The sequence below is a fragment of the Pseudomonas oryzihabitans genome, assembly GCF_014522265.1.
Lineage (GTDB): Bacteria > Pseudomonadota > Gammaproteobacteria > Pseudomonadales > Pseudomonadaceae > Chryseomonas > Chryseomonas aestiva.
On record NZ_CP017024.1, the window covers coordinates 2,344,558 to 2,366,623 of the forward strand.

Here is a 22,066-nt window from a genome sequence, read left to right on the forward strand (position 1 = left end):
CATTCTATACGGGCCAGGCGCACCCAGCGTCGGCGCGGGCCGACTTTCTGAGCGCGCCTTCCTCATAGCCAGCGACGATAGAAGGCGGCTTCCTGTTCCAGGGCGTCCGCCTGGTTGACCGCCCGGCGAAAGCCATGGCCCTCGTCGGGATAGCGCCTGACCACCACCGGTATGCCGCGTGCCTCCAGCGCCGCAGCCATGGCATCGGTCTGGGCGGGGACCACCACGGCGTCCTTGAGGCCCTGCAGGAAGATCACCGGCGCCTGGATGCCCTCCGCGTACAGCAACGGGGTGCGTGCCTCGTAGCGCGCGCGATCGGCTTCGGGATCGCCGATCAGCCAGTCCAGGTAGTCGGCCTCGAACTTGTGGGTGGCCTTGGCCAGCGCCAGGGGATCGCTGACGCCATAGAGGCTGGCCCCGGCGCGAAAGACGTCGCGGAAGGCCAGGGCGCAGAGCACCGTATAGCCACCGGCGCTGCCCCCGCGGATAAAGGCGCGCGCCGGGTCCGCCAGGCCCTGGGCGCCCAGGTAGGCGACCACCGCACAGGCATCCTCCACGTCCACTTCGCCCCAGCGCAGGTGCAGCGCCTGGCGATAGGCCCGGCCGTGGCCGCTGCTGCCGCGATAGTTGAGATCGGCCACGGCGAAGCCCTGGCGGACCCAGAACTGGATGCGCGCATCGAACACCGGATAGGTGCAGGAGGTGGGTCCGCCATGGATGCTGACCAGCAGCGGCGGCGGACCCTCGCCCTGCCGTTCCGGCAGATAGAGAAAGCCCTGGGCCTGGCCGTCACCACTGGGATAGCTCAGCGATCGGGGCGCGACGCTGGCGCTGTCGCCGAGGGGCGCGACGCCGCCGGTGACGATCTCCACCGCACCAGTCCGGCGATCGATGGCCAGCACCGCCGAGGGGCGTGTGGGCGCCGCGGCGATGCAGTAGCAATGGCGCTCGTCCAGAGCCAAGCCACGGAAGCGGCTGAAGTCTGTGGCCAGGTGGCGGGTCTCGCCCGCGACCCGGCGCTCGCCAAGCACGCCGAAGCCGTCTTCCTGCCAGGTCGCCAGCCAGCCTTCCGCGGTCGGCAACCAGCTGCTACCGCCCAGCTGCCAGGGCGCCGCCGCGTGATCCGCCGCGGGTGCCTGTTGGGGCGCGAAGCCCTCCGCGGACGCGCACCAGGGCTGCCACCAGCCCTGGCGATCGCTCAGCGCCCAGAGCCGCTGCTCGCTGTCGAACAGCGGTTGTTGCAGCGATTCGTCGGGGTCGGCCGACACGACGGTGGGCGCCCCGGGGCGTCCTGCGGTATCCATCGTCGCCGTCAGCAGCCGGGTGCGGGTCCAGGGCTGGTGCGGTCTGTCCCACTCGATCCAGGCCAGGCGGCGGCCGTCGGCGCTGGTGCGCGGTGCGGCGTAGAAGTCCGCGCCTTCGGCCAGCACCTGGCGCGCGCCACCGGCACGCAGGGCGACCAGGCGATGCCGCGGCGGCTGCTCGCGGCGATCCTCCTCGACCGCCAGCACCTGCTGCCGGACGCCATCCCAATGCAGATCGCCATAGCGCCAGGCCTCGCCCCCGGCCAGCCATTCGGGCGCGCCGCCCTCTCGCGGCTGTCGATAGACCGCCTGGTCGGCTTCATTGACGAACAGCGGTCCCTGATCACCCAGACAGAGGGCGCCGCCGCCGTATTCATAGACCTTGCTGCGCAGGCTGAAGCCCGCCGGCGTGAGGCACCGCGGCGCCGCGCCGGCCTCGCGAACCCAGAGGCGGGTGGCGCCATCGGTGGGGTCGTATTGGCTCCAGTAGAGGCCGCTGGCATCGACCTTGAGTTCGGCGAAGTCGATACCGGCGGCAACGGCCTGGGCTGGCGTGAGCGGGATAGGGGCGGTCATGGCGACTCCAGAGAGGGACACAGCCGTCTAGCCTAGCAGCTGGGTGGGAAGGGCTGGGTGAGGGATACCACGCTGTTGGGCTTCGCTGCGCTCACCCCAACCTACGGGGTATGCGCTGCCTTTCCCCCTCTCCCTCTGGGAGAGGGTTGGGGTGAGGGTGGCTGTATCTTTGGGCTTCGCTGTGCTCAGCCCAACCTACGGGGCGTGCGCTGCCTTTCGCCCTCTCCCCTGGGCGAGGGCTGGAGTGAGGGTGGCTGTATCTTTGGGCTTCGCTGTGCTCAGCCCAACCTACGGGGCGTGCGCTGCCTTTCTCCCTCTCCCCTGGGAGAGGGCTGGAGTGAGGATGGCTGTATCTTTGGGCTTCGCTGCGCTCAGCCCAACCTACGGGGCGCGCCTCGTTTTTCCCCCCTCTCCCTCTGGGAGAGGGCTGGAGTGAGGATGGCTGGATCGTTGGGCTTCGCTGCGCTTCGCTGCGCTCAACCCAACCTACGGGGTATGCGCTGCCTTTCTCCCTCTCCCTCTGGGAGAGGGTTGGGGTGAGGGGCAGTCCGTTCGGCGCCGGTGCTAGAACAGCCCCAGCTGCTGCCCCGGCGGGGCGAACTGGCTGCAGTCCAGGCCCTCGCCCTCGCGGCGCTCCAGGCCGAAGCGTCGGCGGGCCAGGCGAAAGCGCTGGGCCAGCAGTTCGGCGAACTGGCCTTCGCCCTTCATGCGGATGCCGAAGCGGCTGTCGTAGTTCTTCCCGCCGCGCGACTGGCGGATCAGGCTCATGACATGGGCGGCGCGTTCGGAAAAGTGCGTCTGCAGCCATTCCTCGAACAGCTCGACGATTTCCAGGGGCAGCCGCAACAGTGTATAGCCGGCCGAGCGGGCGCCGTGGTCGCGGGCCGCCTCCAGCAGGGCTTCCAGCTCATGGTCGTTGATCATGGGAATCATCGGCGCCAGCAGGGCGCTCACCGGCACTCCGTGCTCGTGCAGCGTGCGCATGGCGCGCAGCCGGGCCTGGGGCGCCGCGGTGCGCGGTTCGAGGATGCGCTTGAGGTCGTCGTCCAGCGTGGTCAGGCTGAAGGCGACGCGCACCAGGTTGCGCTCGGCGAGCTGCACGAAGAGATCCAGGTCGCGCAGGATCAGCGCGCTCTTGGTGATGATCGTCACCGGATGGCGATAGCGCAGCAGGATCTCCAGCGCCTGACGGGTCAGCTGGTACTGCCGCTCGATGGGCTGGTAGCCGTCGGTATTGATGCCCAGGGCGATGGGCTGCGGCTGATAGCCCGGCTTGCTCAGCTCCGCCTCCAGCCGCTCGGCCAGATTGGTCTTGGCGATCAGCTGGGTCTCGAAGTCGATACCGGGCGAGAGGTCCCAGTAGGCATGGGAAGGACGGGCGAAACAGTAGATGCAGCCATGCTCGCAGCCGCGATAGGGATTCACCGAACGATCGAAGCCGACATCCGGCGACTGGTTGCGGCTGATCACCGTCTTGGCCGTTTCCTGGCGCACGCGGGTGGTGAAGGTCAGCGGGGTGGCTTCTTCGTACCAGCCGTCGTGCTCGCTCTCGCTGCGGGTCGCGGCAAAGCGATTGTGCGGATTGCTGGCGGTGCCACGACCCCGTGGCGGGCGTTGGGGCTGGGTCACGGGCAGACCTCGATGGCTGTATTTTTATACAGTATAGGGTCTGGTCGATCCGGGCAAGGGTGCGGCTGCCACCCGGGCAGCCGCACCCTTGTTTCCTACAACACCGAGATCGGGTAGTTGAGGATGATGCGGTTCTCGTCGAAGGAGCCGCTGGCACTGTAGTCGCGTCTCATGCTGGAGTTGCGCCAGCGGATCAGCAGCTTCTTCAGCGGGCCGCTCTGCACCTCGTATTGCACCTCGGATTCGCGACCCCATTCCTTGCCGTCGGTGATGGTGCCGGTGTGCACGTTGTCGCCACTGAGGTAGCGGTTCATCAGGGTCAGACCCGGCACGCCGAAGGCGGCGAAGTTGTGGTCGTAGCGCACCTGCCAGGAGCGCTCCCGGGCGTTGTCGTAGCTGGAGTTGTAGCTGTCGTTGGCCAGGGTGCCGCCACTGGTGCCGTTGACCCTCATCCAGGCGCTGTCGCCGCTGACGCGCTGCAGGCCGACATAGAAGGTACCGCCGCCCTGCTTGGCCGAGAGCAGCGCATAGGCGGTGCGGTTGTCCAGGGCACCGGCGCGGGCGGAGCCGTCGTCGTCGCCGATGAAGTAGCCGAGGTTGGCGCCCAGGGTCCAGCTGCCCACCGGCTGGTAGTGGATCAGGTTGATGAACTTCTGGTTGTAGATGTCTTCGAGCTGGGCGTACCAGAGGCCGATCTGGGTGCGCTTCTCGTTGAACTTGTATTCGCCGCCGACGAAGTTGAAGCGGTCGGAGGTGGCATTGGCGCGGCCCTGCATGAACATGTCTTCCATGCTGGCGTCGTTGCGCGGGCTGTTCTGGCGCATCTGGCCGCCCCAGAGTTCCAGGTTCTGGATCTCGGTGGAGTGGATCTGCGCGCCCTGGAAGGTCTGCGGCAGCGAGCGGCCGTCGTCGGACCTGAGGATCGGCAGCACGGCGAACCACTCGCCGACCTTGATATCGGTCTTGGAGACCTTGGCCTTGGCGGCCACCGCCAGGCGGCCGAAATCCTTGGCCGGTTCGTTGCCGGCATGGGTCGGCAGCAGCTGGGTGCCGTAGGTGCCGGCGCCACCGTCGAGCTTGACCGAATACAGCCCCAGGGCATCGATGCCAAAGCCCACCGGCCCCTGGGTGTAGCCGGAGGTCAGGCCGAAGATGAAGCTCTGGGTCCATTCCTCGGCCTTGTTCTGCGCGGTGTAGGCCGGATCGACGAAGTTGCGATTGAAATAGAAGTTGCGCAGGTTGAGCGTGGCCTTGGTGCCTTCGATGAAACCGTCCGCGGCCCACAGTGGCGTGGTGCTGGCGAGAGCGGCGAAGGCGGCGCAGGCACGGGCGAGCCGGCCGGAAGCGAGTCGAGTGCTCATGGTGTTCCTTGTTCTTGTAGGTAAGGGGTGCCCTGCCGGCGCGGAGGCGGCATCTGACGAGGGCGGGTAGGGCGGTGGTGCGAGGTACGGCTAGGAAGGTGCAGGCGACATGAGGGATTCCTTTCTTATTTGAATTATCGGAAAGCAGCGACCGAGGCGTTCGGTCGAGTAGTTATATGACAACGTATGTCTTACGGCAAGGCTACCAAGGTAGCAGGGCGGAGCCCTCGCCAGGCGAGGGCTCGCGAGGGGTCAGGCGCTGGCCTTGAGGCTGTCCTGACGGGCCGTATCATAGGCGTGCTTGTCCATCTGCAGGGCGCCCGGCTTGCCCAGGTCGCTCATGGGCACCCGGTAGGTTTCCGGCGACAGGTAGGCCGCCAGGGCCGACAGGCAGGTCACGCCGAAGGCCAGGCCACCGACCACCAGCCAGATGTTGTCTGTGCCGGGCGGGGCGACCAGGGCGAACAGGGCCGGCAGCAGGGCGGTGAGCATGGTGCCGATGTTCTGGGCGATGGCCATGGCCGAGACACGGTAGCGGGTCTGGAACTGCTCCGGGTAGAAGCTGGGGAAGACCGCGTTGTAGCCCTGGTAGACCACGCCCCACATCAGCAGCGACATGAGGAAGGCCAGCGGCAGGTTGTGGATGCTGATGGCATAGAGGTAACCGAAGGCCAGCAGACCCGAACCCAGGGCGCCACCGATCATGGTCGGCCGGCGGCCGATGCGGTCGGAGAGGTTGCCGACGAAGGGGATCACCAGCACGGCGACGATGTTGCCCACCACCGGTATCCACAGGTAGACGCTCTTGTCGAAGCCGATGCCATAGGCCGGCTGCACTGCGTAGGCGGCGCCGAAGATGGTGGCCACCACCGGGATGACGTTCATCAGCGCCATCAGCGCGACCAGGATCATGGCCTTCCAACTGGTGGTCAGGGCTTCGCCGATGGGCGAGCGTCTGGTCACGGTGGCGGTGCCGGTCTTGGCTTCTTCCTTGACGAAGGCAGGCGTCTCATGGACCTCGCGACGGATGATGAAGCCGGCCAGCAGGACGAAGGCGCTGAGCAGGAAGGGAATGCGCCAGCCCCAGCTGTTGAAGGCATCGGCGGGCATGAAGTAGGCCAGCGGCAGGAACACCGCGGCGGCCATCACCTGGCCGGCCTGCACCCCCTGCAGGGTAAAGCTCGCATAGTAGCCACGTCGGCCGAAGGGCGCGTGTTCGAGCACCATGGAACTGGCTCCGGAGATCTCGCCGGCCACGGCGAAGCCCTGGATCAGGCGCAGCACCACCAGCAGGATGGGCGCGAGGATGCCGATCTGGTGGTAGGTGGGCAGCAGGCCCACGGCCATGGTGGCGATGCCCATGAGGAACATGCACAGCAGCAGGACGTTCTTGCGACCGCGGGTATCGCCCCAGTGACCGAGCACGAAGGCGCCGACCGGCCGCGCCAGATAGCCGACGCCATAGGTGGCGAGGGAGGCGACGATGGCCATCTTGGGATCGCTGGAGGGGAAGAAGATCTGCGGAAAGATCAGCGCCGCCGCCTGGGCGTAGATGAAGAAGTCGTAGTATTCCAGCGCCGAGCCGATCCAGCCGCTGGCGGTGGCTTTCTTGGCTTGGGAGCCGGGGGTGGGGGAGGCGGTAGTGGCCATGGTTGTCTCCGGAATTTTATTGTCAGGCCAGGAGGATTTCAGCGCCGCGCACGAACTCGCTCGGGTCGCGGGAGCCGAAGATGGAAAGGACGAGAGGACCTAGCCTGGCCGTCGCCGACTGAGCGCGGTGGGACTGCAGACGCGACGGGGCACGCAGGATAACGTGGATAGCTGGGGCATGGACGCACACTCTTGTTTGTCTTGTTATGGTCGACGCGGCGGAAGCGACGAGCGCTGGGCTCTGCGATCCATAGTGCGAGGCGCTGCCGGGCCCGGTCAATTCGCGGGATGACCAAATGTTCGATCAGCGAACAGAAACTAACCGGTTCGTACATAATCCATTGTTGGGCCTCGCGGTGCCACGAATAATCGGTGCCAGACCCGACGAATCCGCGCCACCCGCCCGCATGTCCCGCGGCGTGGCCGTCCAACACAGGAGCACCGGCATGCAGCGTTCCATCGCGACCGTATCCATCAGCGGCACCCTGACCGAGAAGCTCGAGGCCATCGCCGCGGCGGGTTTCGACGGTGTGGAGATCTTCGAGAACGACCTGCTGTATTCCGGGGCCAGCCCGCGGGAGATCCGCCAGCGCGCCCAGGACCTGGGGCTGGCCATCACTCTGTTCCAGCCGTTCCGCGACTTCGAGGGCAATCGCCGCGAGCGCCTGCAGCGCAATCTCGACCGCGCCGAGCGCAAGTTCGACCTCATGCAGGAACTGGGCACCGACCTCATCCTGGTGTGCAGCAACACCGCCGCCGACAGCCTCGGCGACGAACGCCTGATCGCCGACGACCTGCAGCTGCTGGCCGAGCGCGCCGCCCGGCGCGAACTGCGCATCGGTTACGAGGCCCTCGCCTGGGGCCGCCACGTCAACACCTGGCAGCAGGTCTGGCGCCTGGTGAAGGCGGTCGATCATCCCAATCTCGGCGTGCTGCTCGACAGCTTCCACACCCTGTCCATCGGCGGCGATCCGGCGGCCATCGCGCAGATCCCGGGGGACAAGATCTTTTTCGTGCAGATGGCCGATGCGCCGCTGCTGCAGATGGACGTGCTGGAGTGGAGTCGGCATTTCCGCTGCTTCCCGGGGCAGGGCGAATTCGACCTGGCCGGTTTCCTCGCGCCCATCCTGCAGACCGGCTACCAGGGACCGCTGTCGCTGGAGATCTTCAACGACGGTTTCCGCGCCGCCCAGACCCGCGCCACCGCAGCCGATGGTCTGAGATCCCTGCTCTACCTGGAAGAGCAGACCGCCGCGCGGCTGCAGCGCGAGGAGACCCCGGTGGCAGCGCCGCTATTCGCCCCGCCCGAGGCGCCGCGCCTGGAAGGCACCGAATTCCTCGAATTCGCCGTCGACGACGGCCATGGCGCCGAACTGGCGCGCTGGCTGGGCAAGCTGGGCTTCGCCCAGGCCGGCCGGCATCGCTCGAAGAACGTCACCCTGCTGCGCCAGGGCGAGATCAACCTGGTGCTCAACGCCGAACCCTATTCCTTCGGCCACAACTTCTTCGAGGCCCACGGGCCCTCGCTGTGCGCCATGGCCCTGCGCGTGCCGGACAGCCAGGCCGCCCTGGAGCGCGCCCAGCAGTACCGGGCGCAGCCCTATCGCGGCCTGGTCGGCCCCAACGAGCGGGAAATCCCGGCGGTGCGGGCACCGGACGGCAGCCTGATCTATCTCGCCGATCGCGGCGTGGATGGCCGCAGTCTCTACGACACCGACTTCGATGTCAGCGCCGGCGCCAGCGGAGGGCTCGGTCTGACCCATGTCGACCACGTGGCCATCGCCCTGCCGGCCGATGCGCTGGACAGCTGGGTGCTGTTCTACAAGAGCCTGTTCGACTTCAGCGCCGACGACGAGGTGGTGGTCCCGGACCCCTATGGCCTGGTCAAGAGTCGTGCGCTGAAGAATCGCGAGAGCAGCGTGCGCCTGGCGCTGAACATCTCGGAGAATCGCAACACCGCCATCGCCCGGGCACTGTCCAGCTATCGCGGCTCGGGGGTGCATCACATCGCCTTCGCCTGCCAGGACATCTTCCAGGCGGTGGAACAGGCCAAGGCCGCCGGGGTACCCCTGCTGGAGATCCCGATGAACTACTACGACGACCTGGGCGCGCGCTTCGATTTCGACGACGACTTCCTCAGTCGGCTGGCCTACTACAACGTGCTCTACGACCGTGACGCCCAGGGTGGCGAGCTATTCCATGTCTACACCGAGTCCTTCGCCGACCGATTCTTCTTCGAAATCCTCCAGCGCAAGGATTACAGTGGCTACGGCGCGGCCAACAGCCCGGTCCGCCTGGCGGCCATGCTGCAGGCCCACCAGGGCCGTCCGGCGCCCCTGGAATTCTGAGCCAGGCGGGCACCTGCGGGTGCCCGCGCCTCTCCTCCGACAAGAGTCAGCCCGATGCAGGACACCCCGGCGCTCGCGCCTACGCTCCGTACCCCACGCAAGAACAATCCCGAGAAGACCCGCCAGGCCATCCTCGCTGCCGCCGTGGCCGAGTTCGCCGACCTGGGGCTGAGCGGGGCGCGGGTGGACGCCATCGCCGAGCGCACCCATACCTCCAAGCGGATGATCTACTACTACTTCGGCAGCAAGGAGCAGCTCTACCTGACGGTGCTGGAAAAGCTCTACAGCGACGTGCGCGGCAACGAGGCCGAATTGCCACTGGACCGCCTGCCGCCGCTGGAGGCGATTCGCACCCTGGCGGAATTCCTCTTCGAACACCACCGCAGCCACGACGACTTCATCCGCGTGGTGAGCATCGAGAACATCCACCGTGGTCGCCACCTGGCGCAGTCCGAGACCATCTCCAGCCTCAACTCCTCGGCACTGGAGGCCCTGCGCCGCATCCTGGCGCGCGGCGAAGCCAGCGGCGATATCCGCAGCGGACTGGACGCGGTGGATGTGCACCTGCTGATGTGCTCGTTCTGCTTCTATCGCGTCTCCAACCGGCACACCTTCGGCCACATCCACGACATCGACATGGAAGAACCGGCCGTGCTGCGCCGGCACAAGACCATGATCGGCGATGCGATGGTGCGCTACCTGCAGCCGTAGGACATCCATGCGGCCCTCACCCAACCCTCTCCCGGAGGGAGAGGGGGCGTTTGACCGAAGCTTCTAGTCTCCAACATGGATTCGCAGGGTGGAAACCCCGTAGGTTGGGTTGAGACGGCTTCATCGTCGAAGCCCAACACTGCCGGCTACCTCGTATTGGGCTTCGCTGCTCTCAACCCAGCCTACGGAGCACGGAGTCCAATCGCCCCCTCTCCCTCCGGGAGAGGGCCGGGGTGAGGGCAAACCCAGGCACCCCGGCCAAAACCTTTAGAGCACCGGCATGCCGCCCGTCACCGGCAGCATGGCACCGGAGATGTAGCTCGCCTCATCGGACGCAAGCAGCACATAGGCCGGCGCAAGTTCCACCGGCTGGCCAGGGCGACCCAGCGGCGTGCTGCTACCGAATTGCTCAGGTTCGTCCGGCTTCATGGTGCTGACGATCAGCGGCGTCCAGATCGGGCCGGGGGCCACGCTGTTGGCGCGGATGCCCTTATCGCCCAGCAGCTGCGCCAGGCCCGCGGTGAAGTTGGCGATGGCGCCCTTGGTGGCCGAATAGGCCAGCAGGGTCGGCGGGGCGATGTCGGCGTTGATCGACGCGGTGTTGATGATGGAGCCGCCGCGCGGCATGTGCTTCAGCGCCGCCTGGGTGATGCGGAACATGGCATGCATGTTCACGTTGAAGGTATGCACCCATTCCTCGTCAGGGATCTCGTCGAGGCTGTCGCGCACCTGCTGGAAGGCGGCGTTGTTGACCAGCACATCAATGCGGCCAAAGGCCTCGACGGTCTTCTGCACCACGTCCAAACAGGTCTGGCGCTCGGCCAGATCGCCCGGCAGCAGCACGGCCTGGCGCCCGGCCTCGGTGACCAGCCGGGCGGTCTCCTGGGCATCCTCGTGCTCGTCCAGGTAGGCGATGGCGACATCGGCGCCCTCACGGGCGAAGGCGATGGCCACGGCGCGACCGATGCCGCTGTCGGCACCGGTGATCAGGGTCTTCTTGCCCGCCAGGCGACCCGAGCCGCGGTAGCTCGCGGCGCCGCTGTCGGGTTGCGGATCCATGCGTGCTTCGGAACCGGGAAAGGTCTGGGGCTGGGGTTTCAGCGGGGGTTTGGGATGGTCGCTCACGAGCGGGCTCCGGATACGGAAGAAAGAAGGGGCGACCCCGGCCTGTGCCGGGGCGTAGGGCTGGTCAGAGAATCGGCTTGCCGCCGGTGACGGCGATGCGCGCGCCCGAGGTGTAGCTGGATTCGTCCGAGGCCAGCATCACATAGACCGGCGCCAGTTCCACCGGCTGGCCGGGGCGGCCGAGCGGGGTGTTGCCGCCGAATTCCTTGACCTGCTCCGGCGGCATGGTGGCCGGGATCAGCGGAGTCCAGACAGGGCCGGGAGCCACGCTGTTGGCGCGGATGCCCTTCTCGCCGAGTAGCTGAGCCAGGCCGGCGGTGAAGTTGGCGATGGCGCCCTTGGTGGTGGCATAGGCCAGCAGTGTCGGCCGCGGCATGTCCGAATTCACCGAGGTGGTGTTGATGATGGAGCCACCCGGGCCCATGTGCTTTATCGCGGCCTGGGTGATGCGAAACATGGCGGTGATGTTCACATCGAAGGTGTAGACCCACTCGTCGTCGGGAATCTCTTCGAGGGTCTCGTGGGTCATCTGGAAGGCGGCGTTGTTGACCAGCACATCGAGACGGCCGAAGGCGGCCACGGTCTGGTCCACCACTGCCAGGCACTGCTCGCGCTTGGACAGGCAACCCGGCAGCAGCAGCGCCTCGCGGCCGGCTTCGCGCACCAGGCGGGCGGTGTCCTCGGCGTCTTCGTGCTCGTTCAGGTAACTGATGGCGACATCGGCGCCCTCACGGGCGAAGGCGATGGCCACGGCACGGCCAATACCGCTGTCGCCACCGGTGATCAGCGCCTTCTTGCCGGCCAGCCGGCCAGAACCCTTGTAGCTTTGCTCGCCGCAATCCGGTACCGGATTCATGCGCGATTGCAGGCCGGGAACGGCCTGCTGCTGTTCCGGCATCGGGGCTTTGGGGAAATCGGTCATGGAAGAATCCTCGTCGCGGTAACTTTTGCGGGCCTGTCAGTACCGACAGGCCACAAGCGGCGAGGGTTCGAGATCCGGGACGGGCGGTGTACCGGCGCTAGCGGGGTGCCGCTTCGGCCCAGCGCGGCGGCACCGTGGGTTGCCAGGCGGCGAGGGCGTCTAGCAGGGCCGTTGGTGAAGCTTCCACTTGCAGCATGGCGCGATGCGGCGCGGCGACGAAGCCCTGGGCGACCAGGTGATCGAGGAAGCCCTCCAGCTGGGCATAGAAGCCATCGACCTCCAGGAGGCCCATGGGTTTGGCGTGATAGCCGAGCTGACCCCAGGTCCAGACCTCGAAGAGCTCTTCCAGGGTGCCCAGGCCGCCGGGGAGGGCGATGAAGGCATCGGCCAGTTCCGCCATCCGCGCCTTGCGCGCATGCATGCCGTCGACCACTTCCAGGCGGGTGCAGCCGGTATGGCCCAGCTCGGCGGTCTTGAGACTCTGGGGAATGATGCCGATGACTTCGCCACCGGCAGCCAGGGCGGCATCGGCGACCACACCCATCAGGCCGACCTTGCCGCCCCCATAGACCAGGGTGAGGCCGCGCTCGGCGAGGGTGCGCCCGAGGTGCGCCGCGGCTTCGGCGAAGACAGGCGAGGCACCGGGCTTGGCGCCACAGAAGACACAGACGGTTTTCAGCGACATGGGGACTCCTAGGCAGGCAAAGCGCCTAGCCTAGCCGCCCGCTCCGCCGGAGCAAAGCACCCTCATCGCGCGAGGAAAGCGACCTCCGGCGCATTGCCGCTGGCGGCCTGGGCATAGTTGGCGAACAACTCGTGCAGCAGGGCGGTAAGGGTCATGGCGGGCGTCCTTGGCTGGCGGATGATGGAGGGATAGTACCCAGAGCTGAGGCCCGGCGACCTGGCAAAGGTTTCGATGGAGGCGATAGAGCGAAGCCGTGCCCTTGCCATGGCCGCTGGAACCCGCCACCCTCGCATCGGTCTGACTGGCGACTTTCACGCATCCGGAGGGTTCATGAAATCCACGTTTTTTGCCGCCGCACTGTTCGCCGTGGGAAGTACCGGCGCCTGGGCCGCCGACAGCTGTACCACCCAGATCGAAGCCGGCGACCAGATGACCTACAGCCGCGCCTCGATCCAGGTCCCGGCCTCGTGCAAGACCTTTACCGTCGAGCTGATCCACAACGGCAGCCTGCCGAAGAACGTCATGGGCCATAACTGGGTGCTGACCCGCTCCACCGATGCCTCGGCCGTCGACGCCGCCGGCATGAACGCGGGTGAAGACAAGGGCTACCTGCCGGAGGGCGACGAACGCATCATCGCCCACACCCGCATGCTGGGCGGCGGCGAGAAGGACTCCGTGACCTTCGATACCGGGGCTCTGGAAGCGGGCAAGGAATACACCTTCTTCTGTTCCTTCCCGGGGCATTTCGGCTCCATGCGCGGGGTGTTGCAGCGGGGGTAAGGGGAAGGTTGGGTTGTGGCGGTCGACCGTCGCAATCCGACCTCTTGTGCAGAAGACGCCTGTAGGTTGGGTTGAGCGTTAGCGAAGCCCAACATTGCAAGGCCTCACGCTTGTTTAGTAGGTGCCATGGCTGGTTATTGAGTGTTTGGAGAGTTTTTGTTTCGCCCACCCGGGCGAGTTACTTTTTGCAGTCGCCAAAAAAAGTAACCAAAAACGCTTGCCCCACCATCCGGCCTTTCGCTTCGCTCCAGGTCCGCTCACGCCAGCGCCGTTCCGGGGTCGGTCCAGATGGGCCGTCCATGGCCCCCTGGACCTCTCGCCGCATCCATGCGGCTCGACCCACTCCACGGCACTAGCGTTCGCCCTGCTGAACGTGGCGATTCGCTAGCCTGAAAGTGTTGGTTGAAGAACGCGTCACCCGTAGCCCGTAGCCCGTAGCCCGGACAACGGCGAAGCCTTGTCCGCTTTCTCGATCAAGCTCATCAGTGGAAAACGCTGCGCGGTTTTCCACGCTACGAATCGCGATGGCCTCCCTGTAAACGTTCCTAAAATTTCAGGCTGGCGTCCCGTCCCCGTCAGTGAGGCTGAGTGCAGGTGTCACGGAGGGGGATGCGAGGCAGGACGCCCCTTCGTGCCGCGCCCCAGGAGCGGCGCCGGAGCGAGGGGACCCGGAGCGCAGCGCAGGGCCGAAACGTGGGGACAGCGTTTTTGGTTACTTTTGTCCGGGGCGCGCAGCCGCGACTGGCAAAAGTGAGTCGCCCGGGTGGGCGAAACAAAAGCCATCAGGTCACTCGATAATCAGCTAGTGCACTAACAAGCCTTCAATGGCGACGTATTGTTGGGCTTCGCTGGCGCTCAACCCAACCTACGAATCAGGTCACGCCTCGCCATTTACCGGTAGGGCAGCTTCAGCCCTTCGCCAATTCCGCCTCGATGGCCGCCACCAACCGCGGATCATCCGCGGTCACATCCGGCGCGAAGCGCCCCACCACCTCGCCGTCCCGCCCGATCAGGAATTTCTCGAAATTCCACAGCACCTCGGGCTTGGGATTGGGGTTGCCGCCACGGCTCAGCATGCGCTCGCGGAAGGGGCCGTCGCCGGTCGTCTCGGGTTGCGCCTGGGTCAGTTCGGCATAGAGCGGATGCTTGTCTTCACCCACCACGCTGAGCTTGGCGAACATGGGGAATTGCACGCCATAGGTGAGGGTGCAGAATTCCTTGATCTCGGCGTCGCTGCCCGGCTCCTGCTGCTTGAAGTCGTTGGCGGGAAAGCCGAGCACTTCCAGGCCGCGCTCGCGCTGGGCCTCATAGAGGCGTTCCAGGCCTTCGTACTGGCTGGTCAGGCCGCACTTGGAGGCAACGTTCACCACCAGCAGCACCTTGCCCAGGTAGCGCTCCAGGGTCAGGGTTTCGCCGTCGATGGATTGCAGCGGGAGTTTCATCAGGGTCGCGGTCATGGTCGGCTTCCTCGGAAAGAAGCGATCAGCCTAGCGCAAAAACGCCGCCTCGATGGGCGGCGTCGATCGGACGGCTGGGGCTCAGTGCTTGAGCTTGACCACGTCGCCGGAAACGGTGGTGGTGAAACCACTCAGGACGTAGGCCCAGAACCAGTTTTCCTGCACCTGGGCATTGATCAGCGCATCGCCACCGCGGGACTTGATGGCGGCCTGCTGAGCGCGCACGAAGCGGTCGTTCTGCTGGACCGGAATGAAGCCCAGGATCATGAGACCGGTAGCCTTGCCCTCGCCATGACCGACGACGGTGTACTGCGACGGATCCAGGTTCTGCGTCTTCATCGCGGTGCCGGTGCAGCCAGCGACGGCGGCGGCGAGGGCGAAGGAAGCGGCGAGCTTGGCGAAACGTTGCATGGAGTATTCCTTTTCTGATGTGGCAGGGCCGGGCGTCATTTCCCGGTTGGCTGAACTCTAGCAGCGCACCGCCCTGGACGAGCGCCGTTCACCCCGGCGATAGGACCGCTCCTCCCGTTATCAGGTGATAGCACCTCGATCTAAGCCGAAGCGGCCCGAGCTGCTACCATCGCCGCCTTTTCGTCCGGCGGTCGTGTCGGGCGCCGTTCTGGAGACCTCGTGTGAATCTGCCTCTCGTTCTCAACCTCGTCGCCTTCGCCGTGCTGCTCGGCCTGCTGGCGCGTACCCGCAACACCGGCTGGAGCCTGGCCGTGCGCGTCTTCATCGGCCTTGCCCTGGGCGTGGCCTTCGGCCTGGTGCTGCAATTCGTCTACGGGCATGACGCCCCAGTGCTCAAGACCTCCATCGGCTGGTTCAACCTGGTCGGCAACGGCTATGTGCAGCTGCTGCAGATGAGCATCATGCCGCTGGTGTTCGCCTCCATCCTGGCGGCCGTGGCGCGGCTGCGCGAAGCGTCTTCCATGGGGCGCATCAGCCTGCTGACCCTGGGTACGCTGCTGTTCACCACCGCCATCGCCGCCCTGGTCGGGGTGCTGGTCACCTGGCTGTTCGGCCTGAGCGCCGAGGGCCTGGTGCAAGGCGCCCAGGAGACCGCGCGCCTGACCGCCCTGCAGAACAGCTATGTCGGCAAGGTGGCGGATCTGTCGGTGCCGCAGCTGCTGCTGTCCTTCATTCCGAAGAATCCCTTCGCCGATCTCACGGGTGCCAATCCCACCTCCATCATCAGCGTGGTGATCTTCGCCGCCTTCCTCGGCGTCGCCGCCCTGCGCCTGCAGCGCGACGATCCGGTGCGTGGCGAGAAGGTGCTGGCCGGCATCGACGTGCTCCAGGCCTGGGTGATGAAGCTGGTGCGCCTGCTGCTGCAACTCACCCCCTACGGCGTGCTGGCGCTGATGACCAAGATGGTCGCCACCGCCAGTCCCCAGGACGTGCTCAAGCTGGGCACCTTCCTGATCGCCTCCTACCTGGGCCTGGGCATCCTCTTTGGCGTGCATGCGCTGCTGCTGACCCTGAGCGGCCTGTCGCCCGCGCGCTTCTTTCCCAAGGTCTGGCCGGTGCTGAGTTTCGCCTTCACCAGCCGTTCCAGCGCGGCGACCATCCCGCTGAGCATCGAAGCCCAGACCGAGCGCCTCGGCGTGCCCCCGGCCATCGCCAGCTTCGCCGCGTCCTTCGGCGCCACCATCGGCCAGAACGGCTGCGCCGGTCTCTATCCGGCCATGCTGGCGGTGATGGTCGCCCCGACCCTGGGTATCAACCCCTTCGATCCGCTGTGGATCGCCACCCTGGTGGGTATCGTCACCCTGAGTTCGGCGGGCGTGGCCGGCGTAGGTGGCGGTGCTACCTTCGCTGCCCTGATCGTGCTGCCGGCCCTCGGCCTGCCGGTCACCCTGGTGGCGCTGCTGGTGTCCATCGAGCCGCTGATCGACATGGGGCGTACCGCCCTCAACGTCAACGGCTCCATGACCGCCGGCACCCTGACCGCACGCTGGATGGGCCAGCTGGACAAGGCCACCTATGACCGCAACGACCGCGCCGAAGCCCCGGCGGCGCCGATCAGTCGCGGCTGAGTCCGTAGGTTGGGTTGAGCGCAGCGAAGCCCAACGGCGCCCGATGCCTGCTGCGGTGTGCTGGGCTTCGGCGGTGGAGCCGCCTCAGCCCAACCTGCGGGTGCCTAATGTTGACTGGGTACAACGTGGATGGTTGAACCGCGTAGGTTGGCGCTGAGCGCAGCGAAGCCCAACAGGCACGATCTATCCAACAGCCCTGAAAAAGGCTCTAGACTGCGACTTTCCATTCACCAGGGACGGTGATCTTGGACTATCGACGCAGCCGTGCCGCGGGCGGCATCTTCTTTTTCACGCTCAATCTCAACGACCGCTCGGCCACTCTGCTCGTCGACCATATCGGATCGCTCAAGCAGGCCGTGCGCGAGGTGAAGGTCCGGCATCCCTTCGATATCCTCGCCATGGTGGTCCTCCCCGATCACCTGCACGCGCTCTGGCGTCTGCCAGATGACGATGGTGACTATCCGCTGCGTTGGAGCCTGATCAAGGCAGGCTTCTCGCGTCAGTTACCGCCGTTGGAGACGGTGAATCTATCGCGCCGGCTGAAACGCGAACGCGGCGTCTGGCAAAGACGCTATTGGGAGCACCGAATTCGGGACGAGCAGGATCTGCAGCGACATTTCGACTACATCCATTTCAACCCGGTGAAGCACGGCCATGCGCCTAGGGCGGTGGAGTGGCCCCATTCGTCCATTCATCGCTATGTGCGAGCGGGCGTCCTGCCGGTGGATTGGGCAGGACAGCGCGATGAGGACTGGGCGGTGGGCGAGCGGTGAGAGTTGGTCGTGTTGGGCTTCGCTACACTCAGCGCCAACCTACGCGGTTCAACTCTCCACGTCGTGCCAAAGCGACGTTGGAGACCCGTAGGTTGGGTTGAGCGCAGCGAAGTCCAATAGGCCGTGCCTTTGGAACAGGCCTCGTTAGAACAGGAAATACCGCTGCGCCATCGGCAGCACCTCGGCCGGTTCGCACCAGAGCAGCTGGCCATCGGCCTTGACCTGGTAGTTCTGCGGATCGACCTCGATGGTCGGCAGGTAGCCGTTGTGGATGAGGTCGCTCTTCTGCGCGGTGCGGCAACCCTTGACCACCCCGATGCGCTTCTTCAGCCCCAGTTGCTCGGGTACCCCGGCGTCGAAGGCGGCCTGGCTGATGAAGGTCAGGCTGGTGTCGTGGAGCATGCCGGCGTAGCTGCCGAACATCGGGCGGTAGTGCACCGGTTGCGGGGTGGGGATGGAGGCGTTGGCGTCGCCCATCAGGCTGGCCGCGATGGCGCCGCCCTTGAGGATCAGCGTCGGCTTGACGCCGAAGAAGGCCGGGCGCCAGAGCACCAGGTCGGCGAACTTGCCCACCTCGATGGAGCCCACTTCGTGGCTGATGCCATGGGTGATCGCCGGGTTGATGGTGTACTTGGCGATGTAGCGCTTGACCCGGAAATTGTCGTTGCCAGCAGTGTCCTCGGGCAGTGGGCCGCGCTGCTTCTTCATCTTGTCGGCGGTCTGCCAGGTGCGGGTGATGACCTCGCCGACGCGGCCCATGGCCTGGCTGTCGGAACTGATCATGGCGAAGGCGCCGAGGTCGTGGAGGATGTCCTCGGCGGCGATGGTCTCGCGGCGGATGCGACTCTCGGCGAAGGCCACGTCCTCGGCGATGCTCGGGTCCAGGTGGTGGCAGACCATGAGCATGTCCAGGTGCTCGTCGATGGTGTTCTTGGTGAAGGGCCGCGTCGGGTTGGTGGAGCTGGGCAGCACATTGGGGAAGCCGCAGGCCTTGATGATGTCCGGCGCGTGGCCGCCCCCGGCGCCCTCGGTGTGGTAGGTGTGGATGGTGCGACCCTTGAAGGCGCCCAGGGTGGTCTCGACGAAACCGGATTCGTTGAGGGTGTCGGTGTGGATGGCCACCTGGATGTCGAAGCGATCGGCCACCGCCAGGCAGTTGTCGATGGCGGCCGGGGTGGTGCCCCAGTCCTCGTGCAGTTTCAAGCCGATGGCGCCGGCGCGGACCTGCTCTTCCAGCGGCCCGGGCAGGCTGGCGTTGCCCTTGCCGGTGAAGCCGATGTTCATCGGGAAGGCGTCGGCGGCCTTGAGCATCTGCGCCATGTGCCAGGGACCGGGGGTCACGGTGGTGGCATAGGTGCCGGTGGCCGGGCCGGTGCCGCCACCGATCATGGTGGTGGTGCCGCTCATGAGCGCCTCTTCGATCTGCTGCGGGCAGATGAAGTGGATGTGGGAGTCGATGCCACCGGCGGTGAGGATCATGCCCTCGCCGGCGATGACCTCGGTGGCGGCGCCGATGGGCACGCTGACGCCGGGTTGGATATCCGGGTTGCCGGCCTTGCCTATGGCGTGGATGCGGCCCTGCTTGAGGCCGACATCGGCCTTGACGATGCCCCAGTGGTCGACGATCAGCGCATTGGTGATGACGGTATCCACCACCTCGGCCGCCAGCAGCTGGCTCTGGCCCATACCGTCGCGGATGACCTTGCCGCCGCCGAATTTCACTTCTTCGCCGTAGACGGTGTGGTCTTCTTCGACCTCGATCCAGAGCTCGGTATCGGCCAGGCGCACCCGGTCGCCGGTGGTGGGGCCGAACATGTCGGCATAGGCTTGGCGGGAGATTTTCATAGGTGTGAATCCCGAATAAAGGTGGTCCGGTTTGCCCTCACCCCGACCCTCTCCCGGAGGGAGAGGGGAAGAGCGGGTGGCATCCTGTTGCCTCGTGCAGGGAGTTATTCCTGGACGGCAGGGTGTTCTGGTTTGCCCTCACCCCGCCCCTCTCCCAGGGGGAGAGGGGCAAGAGCGGGTGGCATCCTGTTGCCTCGTGCAGGGAGTATTCCTGCACCGCAGGGTGTTCTGTTTTGCCCTCACCCCGCCCCTCTCCCAGGGGGAGAGGGGGAAGGGCGGGTGTTCCGGTTTGGCCTCTCGCTCCGCTCGAGTCTCGCGGAGCAGGAGGAAAGCGCGAAAGGCACGGTGTCTGCTTTCAGCCCCCTCTCCCTGAGGGAGAGGGTTGGGGTGAGGGGGCTTGTCCCTACAACTTCCCCATCACCCGCCCGGCGAAGCCGTAGACGGTGCGCAGGCCGGCCAGCTCGACCAGTTCCACCTCGCGACTCTGGCCTGGTTCGAAGCGCACGGCGGTGCCGGCGGCGATGTTCAGGCGCATGCCGCGGGCCAGGGCGCGATCGAACAGCAGGGCGTCATTGGTCTCGTGGAAGTGGTAGTGGGAGCCCACCTGGATCGGCCGGTCGCCGCTGTTGGCGACGGTCAGGCTCAGGGTGCGGCGGCCGGCGTTGAGTTCGATATCGCCGTCCTGGATCTGGTATTCGCCGGGGATCATGGGCGCTGCTCCAGCATCAGTTGCATGAAGGTGAGATCCAGCCAGCGACCGAACTTGGTGCCGACCTGGGGCATCTGCCCGGTGGTGATGAAGCCCAGGCGCTCGTGCAGGCGGATGGAGGCCTGGTTGCCGCTCTCGATGGCGGCCACCATCACGTGCTTGTCGCAGGCACGGGCGCGCTCGATGAGCATCGTCATCAGGCGCGGGCCGATGCCCTGGCCGCGCTGGTCGGGGTGGATATAGACCGAGTGCTCGACGGTGTGGCGAAAGCCCTCGAAGGGCCGCCAGTCGCCAAAGGAGGCATAGCCCACCACCACGCCGTCGGCATTCTCGGCGACCAGGATGGGGTAGCCCTGGGTGGCGCGCAGGTCGAACCAGGCCTGGCGATTGGCCAGGTCTACCGGGGTCTCGTTCCAGATCGCCGTGGTGTTGCTGACGGCGTCGTTGTAGATGTGCAGCACGGCCGGCAGGTCGGCAGGGATGGCGTCGCGGACGATCAGACTCATGGCGGTCTCCCTAGGCGATCGGCTGGTGGACGGTGACCAGCTTGGTCCCGTCGGGGAAGGTGGCTTCCACCTGGATCTCCGGGATCATCTCCGGAACGCCTTCCATCACTTGGTCGCGGCTCAGCAGGGTGGTGCCATAGTGCATCAGCTCGGCGACGGTGCGACCGTCACGGGCGCCTTCGAGCAGGGCGGCGGAGATCAGCGCCATGGCTTCCGGGTAGTTGAGCTTCACCCCACGCGCCAGGCGGCGTTCGGCCACCAGGCCGGCGGTGAAGATGAGCAGCTTGTCTTTTTCGCGGGGCGTCAGGTCCATGGGTGTTCCGGTTGGCAGGTTCGGTCAAGGAAGGTCGATCATCGCGGCCGTGGGCCGCGCCTACAAGAGTGACGCGGCCTCAGGTGCTCCAGATCCGCGGTGGCACGGCGGCGCGGCCGAGCAGGGCCGGGCGCAGCAGGCGCCAGACCTCGATCAGCCAGGCGCGCGCCTGCAGCGATTCGGCGGCCAGGCAGCGGGCGACCACCAGTCCGGGCAGCTGGGTCAGGTCGCCGCGGACCGCCAGGCCGAGTTCGCGGCAACGCGCCAGGGTATCGGCGTCCAGGGTGCCGGTGATCAGCAGGGTGGCGAACACTGGCTGACCGGCGAGGCCGATGGGCGAGTCCAGCAACCGATCCGCACCGACCAGGCGCTGGCGCTCGTGCCATAGCGGAGTGCCATCGCGACGGATGTCCAGGTGCGCCTGGAACAGCCCCTCGGCGAAGCGCTCGGCACTGGCTGGGCGGCCCAGGGCGACGATGTCCCAGTAGCAGAGGCGAGCGTCGCCCTCCAGCTCGATGCGGGTGGCGAGACGGGCCTGGGCGCCGGAGAAGACGATGGTCTCCTGGGGCAGCCATTCCAGGGTGGCGCCGGCAGCGACGCGCAGGTCGATCTGCTGGTGGGCGGCGCTAGCGGCGCGATACCACTTGGCCGCCCCGGGGCTGGTGAGCTGGGCCCAGGCGGTCGCGCCGACGCTGACGTCGATGTCCAGCCGATCGCCTCCGGCGATGCCACCTGGGGGATGGACGATGATGTGCTGGCAGACCTCGGGACCTTCGGCGTGCAGGTGCTTCTGCACCCGCAAGGGGCCGAGGTGGCGGCGGGTGGTCGGCCGGGTCCAGTCGCCCTGGCGGGCATAGGCCAGCTCCAGGCGCGCCAGCCAGGCGGGGGTGAAGAGGGCAGGGGGCAGGGCAGAGGTCATCGGGTTGGTCGTTGTTCTGGTTGGGCTATTTGGGGAGGGCCTTGCAAGAATCTGACCGGGTGGACATAGGTTGCCTTTCGGCTAGGTATGGTGGAGGTGTTTGGCTGATTCTCGCGTTTTGATGATGCTTATATTTCGCTCACCCAAGCGCACCACCTTCACTGCTTCGGTAGGTTGGCGCTGAGCGGAGCGAAGCCCAACGTTGCGATGGTGCAAAATTTATTGGTTCCTCAGCTGCTTACCGAGCTTTGCTGATCCCTCTTGTTTCGCCCACCCGGGCGAGTCACTTTTGCCAGTCGCGGCAAAAGTAACCAAAAACGCTTGCCCCACCATCCGGCCCTCTGCTGCGCTGCGGGTCCGCTCACGCCAGCGCCGTTCCGGGGTCGGTCCAGATGGGCCGTCCCTGGCCGACTG

The 22,066-nt window shown here is 66.3% G+C and carries 19 protein-coding genes; 5 read left to right on the top strand and 14 right to left on the bottom strand.

Translation table 11 applies throughout. The features are described from left to right. Positions 1-62 precede the first annotated feature (62 nt). The 4 genes from BGI51_RS10820 to BGI51_RS10835 all read right to left on the bottom strand — a co-directional run bounded on the left by BGI51_RS10820 (position 63) and on the right by BGI51_RS10835 (position 6,520). Positions 63-1,880, bottom strand: a complete 1,818-nt coding sequence (locus BGI51_RS10820) for an alpha/beta hydrolase family protein (protein WP_187981122.1) — start codon at positions 1,878-1,880, stop codon at positions 63-65. Between the two features lie 564 nt (positions 1,881-2,444). Continuing rightward, positions 2,445-3,509, bottom strand: coding sequence for a PA0069 family radical SAM protein (locus BGI51_RS10825; RefSeq protein WP_187981123.1), 1,065 nt, complete (start codon positions 3,507-3,509; stop codon positions 2,445-2,447). A gap of 95 nt (positions 3,510-3,604) precedes the next feature. Then, positions 3,605-4,870 (bottom strand): OprD family porin, encoded by a 1,266-nt coding sequence (locus tag BGI51_RS10830; RefSeq protein ID WP_133862190.1) that lies wholly within the window; start codon positions 4,868-4,870, stop codon positions 3,605-3,607. Positions 4,871-5,122: 252 nt separating this feature from the next. Next, positions 5,123-6,520, bottom strand: a complete 1,398-nt coding sequence (locus BGI51_RS10835) for an MFS transporter (RefSeq protein ID WP_187981124.1) — start codon at positions 6,518-6,520, stop codon at positions 5,123-5,125. A 446-nt stretch (positions 6,521-6,966) separates the two neighbouring features. On the opposite strand from BGI51_RS10835, the gene quiC reads away from it, so the two are divergent. Both quiC and BGI51_RS10845 read left to right on the top strand, forming a co-directional pair. Beyond that, on the top strand, positions 6,967-8,868 hold the full coding sequence (gene quiC / locus BGI51_RS10840; protein WP_187981125.1) for a 3-dehydroshikimate dehydratase QuiC: 1,902 nt from the start codon (positions 6,967-6,969) through the stop codon (positions 8,866-8,868). Between the two features lie 54 nt (positions 8,869-8,922). Further along, positions 8,923-9,579: a TetR/AcrR family transcriptional regulator gene (locus BGI51_RS10845; protein ID WP_187981126.1), complete on the top strand. Its 657-nt coding sequence runs from the start codon at positions 8,923-8,925 to the stop codon at positions 9,577-9,579. Positions 9,580-9,846: 267 nt separating this feature from the next. On the opposite strand, the gene BGI51_RS10850 is transcribed toward BGI51_RS10845, so the two are convergent. The 3 genes from BGI51_RS10850 to BGI51_RS10860 all read right to left on the bottom strand — a co-directional run bounded on the left by BGI51_RS10850 (position 9,847) and on the right by BGI51_RS10860 (position 12,311). Beyond that, positions 9,847-10,704 carry a glucose 1-dehydrogenase gene (locus tag BGI51_RS10850; protein WP_187981127.1) on the bottom strand — a complete coding sequence of 286 codons (858 nt, stop codon included), beginning with the start codon at positions 10,702-10,704 and terminating at the stop codon, positions 9,847-9,849. A 64-nt stretch (positions 10,705-10,768) separates the two neighbouring features. Further along, a complete protein-coding gene (locus BGI51_RS10855) occupies positions 10,769-11,626 on the bottom strand; it encodes an SDR family oxidoreductase (RefSeq protein ID WP_187981128.1) in 858 nt (285 codons plus the stop codon). Between the two features lie 97 nt (positions 11,627-11,723). Further along, the gene (locus tag BGI51_RS10860; protein WP_074585072.1) at positions 11,724-12,311 is read right to left on the bottom strand and encodes a TIGR00730 family Rossman fold protein; all 588 of its coding nucleotides are present in this window, start codon (positions 12,309-12,311) and stop codon (positions 11,724-11,726) included. A 330-nt stretch (positions 12,312-12,641) separates the two neighbouring features. Between BGI51_RS10860 and azu the strand changes: the two genes are divergently transcribed. Continuing rightward, complete coding sequence (gene azu / locus BGI51_RS10865; protein ID WP_187981129.1) at positions 12,642-13,091, top strand: azurin; 450 nt, start codon at positions 12,642-12,644, stop codon at positions 13,089-13,091. A 908-nt stretch (positions 13,092-13,999) separates the two neighbouring features. Here azu and BGI51_RS10870 read toward each other — a convergent pair. Together BGI51_RS10870 and BGI51_RS10875 are read right to left on the bottom strand one after the other, a co-directional pair. Beyond that, complete coding sequence (locus BGI51_RS10870) at positions 14,000-14,548, bottom strand: glutathione peroxidase (RefSeq protein WP_187981130.1); 549 nt, start codon at positions 14,546-14,548, stop codon at positions 14,000-14,002. An 81-nt stretch (positions 14,549-14,629) separates the two neighbouring features. Beyond that, a complete protein-coding gene (locus BGI51_RS10875) occupies positions 14,630-14,959 on the bottom strand; it encodes a hypothetical protein (RefSeq protein ID WP_187981131.1) in 330 nt (109 codons plus the stop codon). Positions 14,960-15,180: 221 nt separating this feature from the next. On the opposite strand from BGI51_RS10875, the gene BGI51_RS10880 reads away from it, so the two are divergent. Both BGI51_RS10880 and BGI51_RS10885 read left to right on the top strand, forming a co-directional pair. Further along, on the top strand, positions 15,181-16,587 hold the full coding sequence (locus BGI51_RS10880) for an L-cystine transporter (protein ID WP_133862180.1): 1,407 nt from the start codon (positions 15,181-15,183) through the stop codon (positions 16,585-16,587). 242 nt (positions 16,588-16,829) lie between these two features. Next, positions 16,830-17,360, top strand: coding sequence for an REP-associated tyrosine transposase (locus tag BGI51_RS10885; protein WP_252977293.1), 531 nt, complete (start codon positions 16,830-16,832; stop codon positions 17,358-17,360). Between the two features lie 144 nt (positions 17,361-17,504). On the opposite strand, the gene ureC is transcribed toward BGI51_RS10885, so the two are convergent. The 5 genes from ureC to BGI51_RS10910 all read right to left on the bottom strand — a co-directional run bounded on the left by ureC (position 17,505) and on the right by BGI51_RS10910 (position 21,652). Next, positions 17,505-19,205, bottom strand: a complete 1,701-nt coding sequence (ureC, locus tag BGI51_RS10890; protein WP_187981133.1) for an urease subunit alpha — start codon at positions 19,203-19,205, stop codon at positions 17,505-17,507. Positions 19,206-19,608: 403 nt separating this feature from the next. Continuing rightward, positions 19,609-19,914, bottom strand: coding sequence for an urease subunit beta (locus BGI51_RS10895; protein WP_064307547.1), 306 nt, complete (start codon positions 19,912-19,914; stop codon positions 19,609-19,611). After that, entirely contained in the window at positions 19,911-20,420 is a 510-nt protein-coding gene (locus tag BGI51_RS10900; protein ID WP_187981134.1) for a GNAT family N-acetyltransferase, read from the bottom strand. Before BGI51_RS10900 ends, BGI51_RS10895 begins: the two co-directional genes overlap by 4 nt. 10 nt (positions 20,421-20,430) lie before the next feature. Beyond that, complete coding sequence (ureA, locus tag BGI51_RS10905) at positions 20,431-20,733, bottom strand: urease subunit gamma (RefSeq protein WP_187981135.1); 303 nt, start codon at positions 20,731-20,733, stop codon at positions 20,431-20,433. A gap of 79 nt (positions 20,734-20,812) precedes the next feature. After that, positions 20,813-21,652: an urease accessory protein UreD gene (locus BGI51_RS10910; RefSeq protein WP_187981136.1), complete on the bottom strand. Its 840-nt coding sequence runs from the start codon at positions 21,650-21,652 to the stop codon at positions 20,813-20,815. Positions 21,653-22,066 lie beyond the last annotated feature (414 nt).

Excerpts from the sequence above, each read along its gene's own strand:
- BGI51_RS10820 (WP_187981122.1), bottom strand. The coding sequence starts at position 1,880 with ATGACCGCCCCTATCCCGCTCACGCCAGCCCAGGCCGTTGCCGCCGGT.
- BGI51_RS10830 (WP_133862190.1), bottom strand. The coding sequence starts at position 4,870 with ATGAGCACTCGACTCGCTTCCGGCCGGCTCGCCCGTGCCTGCGCCGCC.
- BGI51_RS10835 (WP_187981124.1), bottom strand. The coding sequence starts at position 6,520 with ATGGCCACTACCGCCTCCCCCACCCCCGGCTCCCAAGCCAAGAAAGCC.
- quiC (WP_187981125.1), top strand. The coding sequence starts at position 6,967 with ATGCAGCGTTCCATCGCGACCGTATCCATCAGCGGCACCCTGACCGAG.
- BGI51_RS10845 (WP_187981126.1), top strand. The coding sequence starts at position 8,923 with ATGCAGGACACCCCGGCGCTCGCGCCTACGCTCCGTACCCCACGCAAG.
- BGI51_RS10855 (WP_187981128.1), bottom strand. The coding sequence starts at position 11,626 with ATGACCGATTTCCCCAAAGCCCCGATGCCGGAACAGCAGCAGGCCGTT.
- BGI51_RS10860 (WP_074585072.1), bottom strand. The coding sequence starts at position 12,311 with ATGTCGCTGAAAACCGTCTGTGTCTTCTGTGGCGCCAAGCCCGGTGCC.
- azu (WP_187981129.1), top strand. The coding sequence starts at position 12,642 with ATGAAATCCACGTTTTTTGCCGCCGCACTGTTCGCCGTGGGAAGTACC.
- BGI51_RS10870 (WP_187981130.1), bottom strand. The coding sequence starts at position 14,548 with ATGACCGCGACCCTGATGAAACTCCCGCTGCAATCCATCGACGGCGAA.
- BGI51_RS10875 (WP_187981131.1), bottom strand. The coding sequence starts at position 14,959 with ATGCAACGTTTCGCCAAGCTCGCCGCTTCCTTCGCCCTCGCCGCCGCC.
- ureC (WP_187981133.1), bottom strand. The coding sequence starts at position 19,205 with ATGAAAATCTCCCGCCAAGCCTATGCCGACATGTTCGGCCCCACCACC.
- BGI51_RS10895 (WP_064307547.1), bottom strand. The coding sequence starts at position 19,914 with ATGATCCCCGGCGAATACCAGATCCAGGACGGCGATATCGAACTCAAC.
- BGI51_RS10900 (WP_187981134.1), bottom strand. The coding sequence starts at position 20,420 with ATGAGTCTGATCGTCCGCGACGCCATCCCTGCCGACCTGCCGGCCGTG.
- ureA (WP_187981135.1), bottom strand. The coding sequence starts at position 20,733 with ATGGACCTGACGCCCCGCGAAAAAGACAAGCTGCTCATCTTCACCGCC.
- BGI51_RS10910 (WP_187981136.1), bottom strand. The coding sequence starts at position 21,652 with ATGACCTCTGCCCTGCCCCCTGCCCTCTTCACCCCCGCCTGGCTGGCG.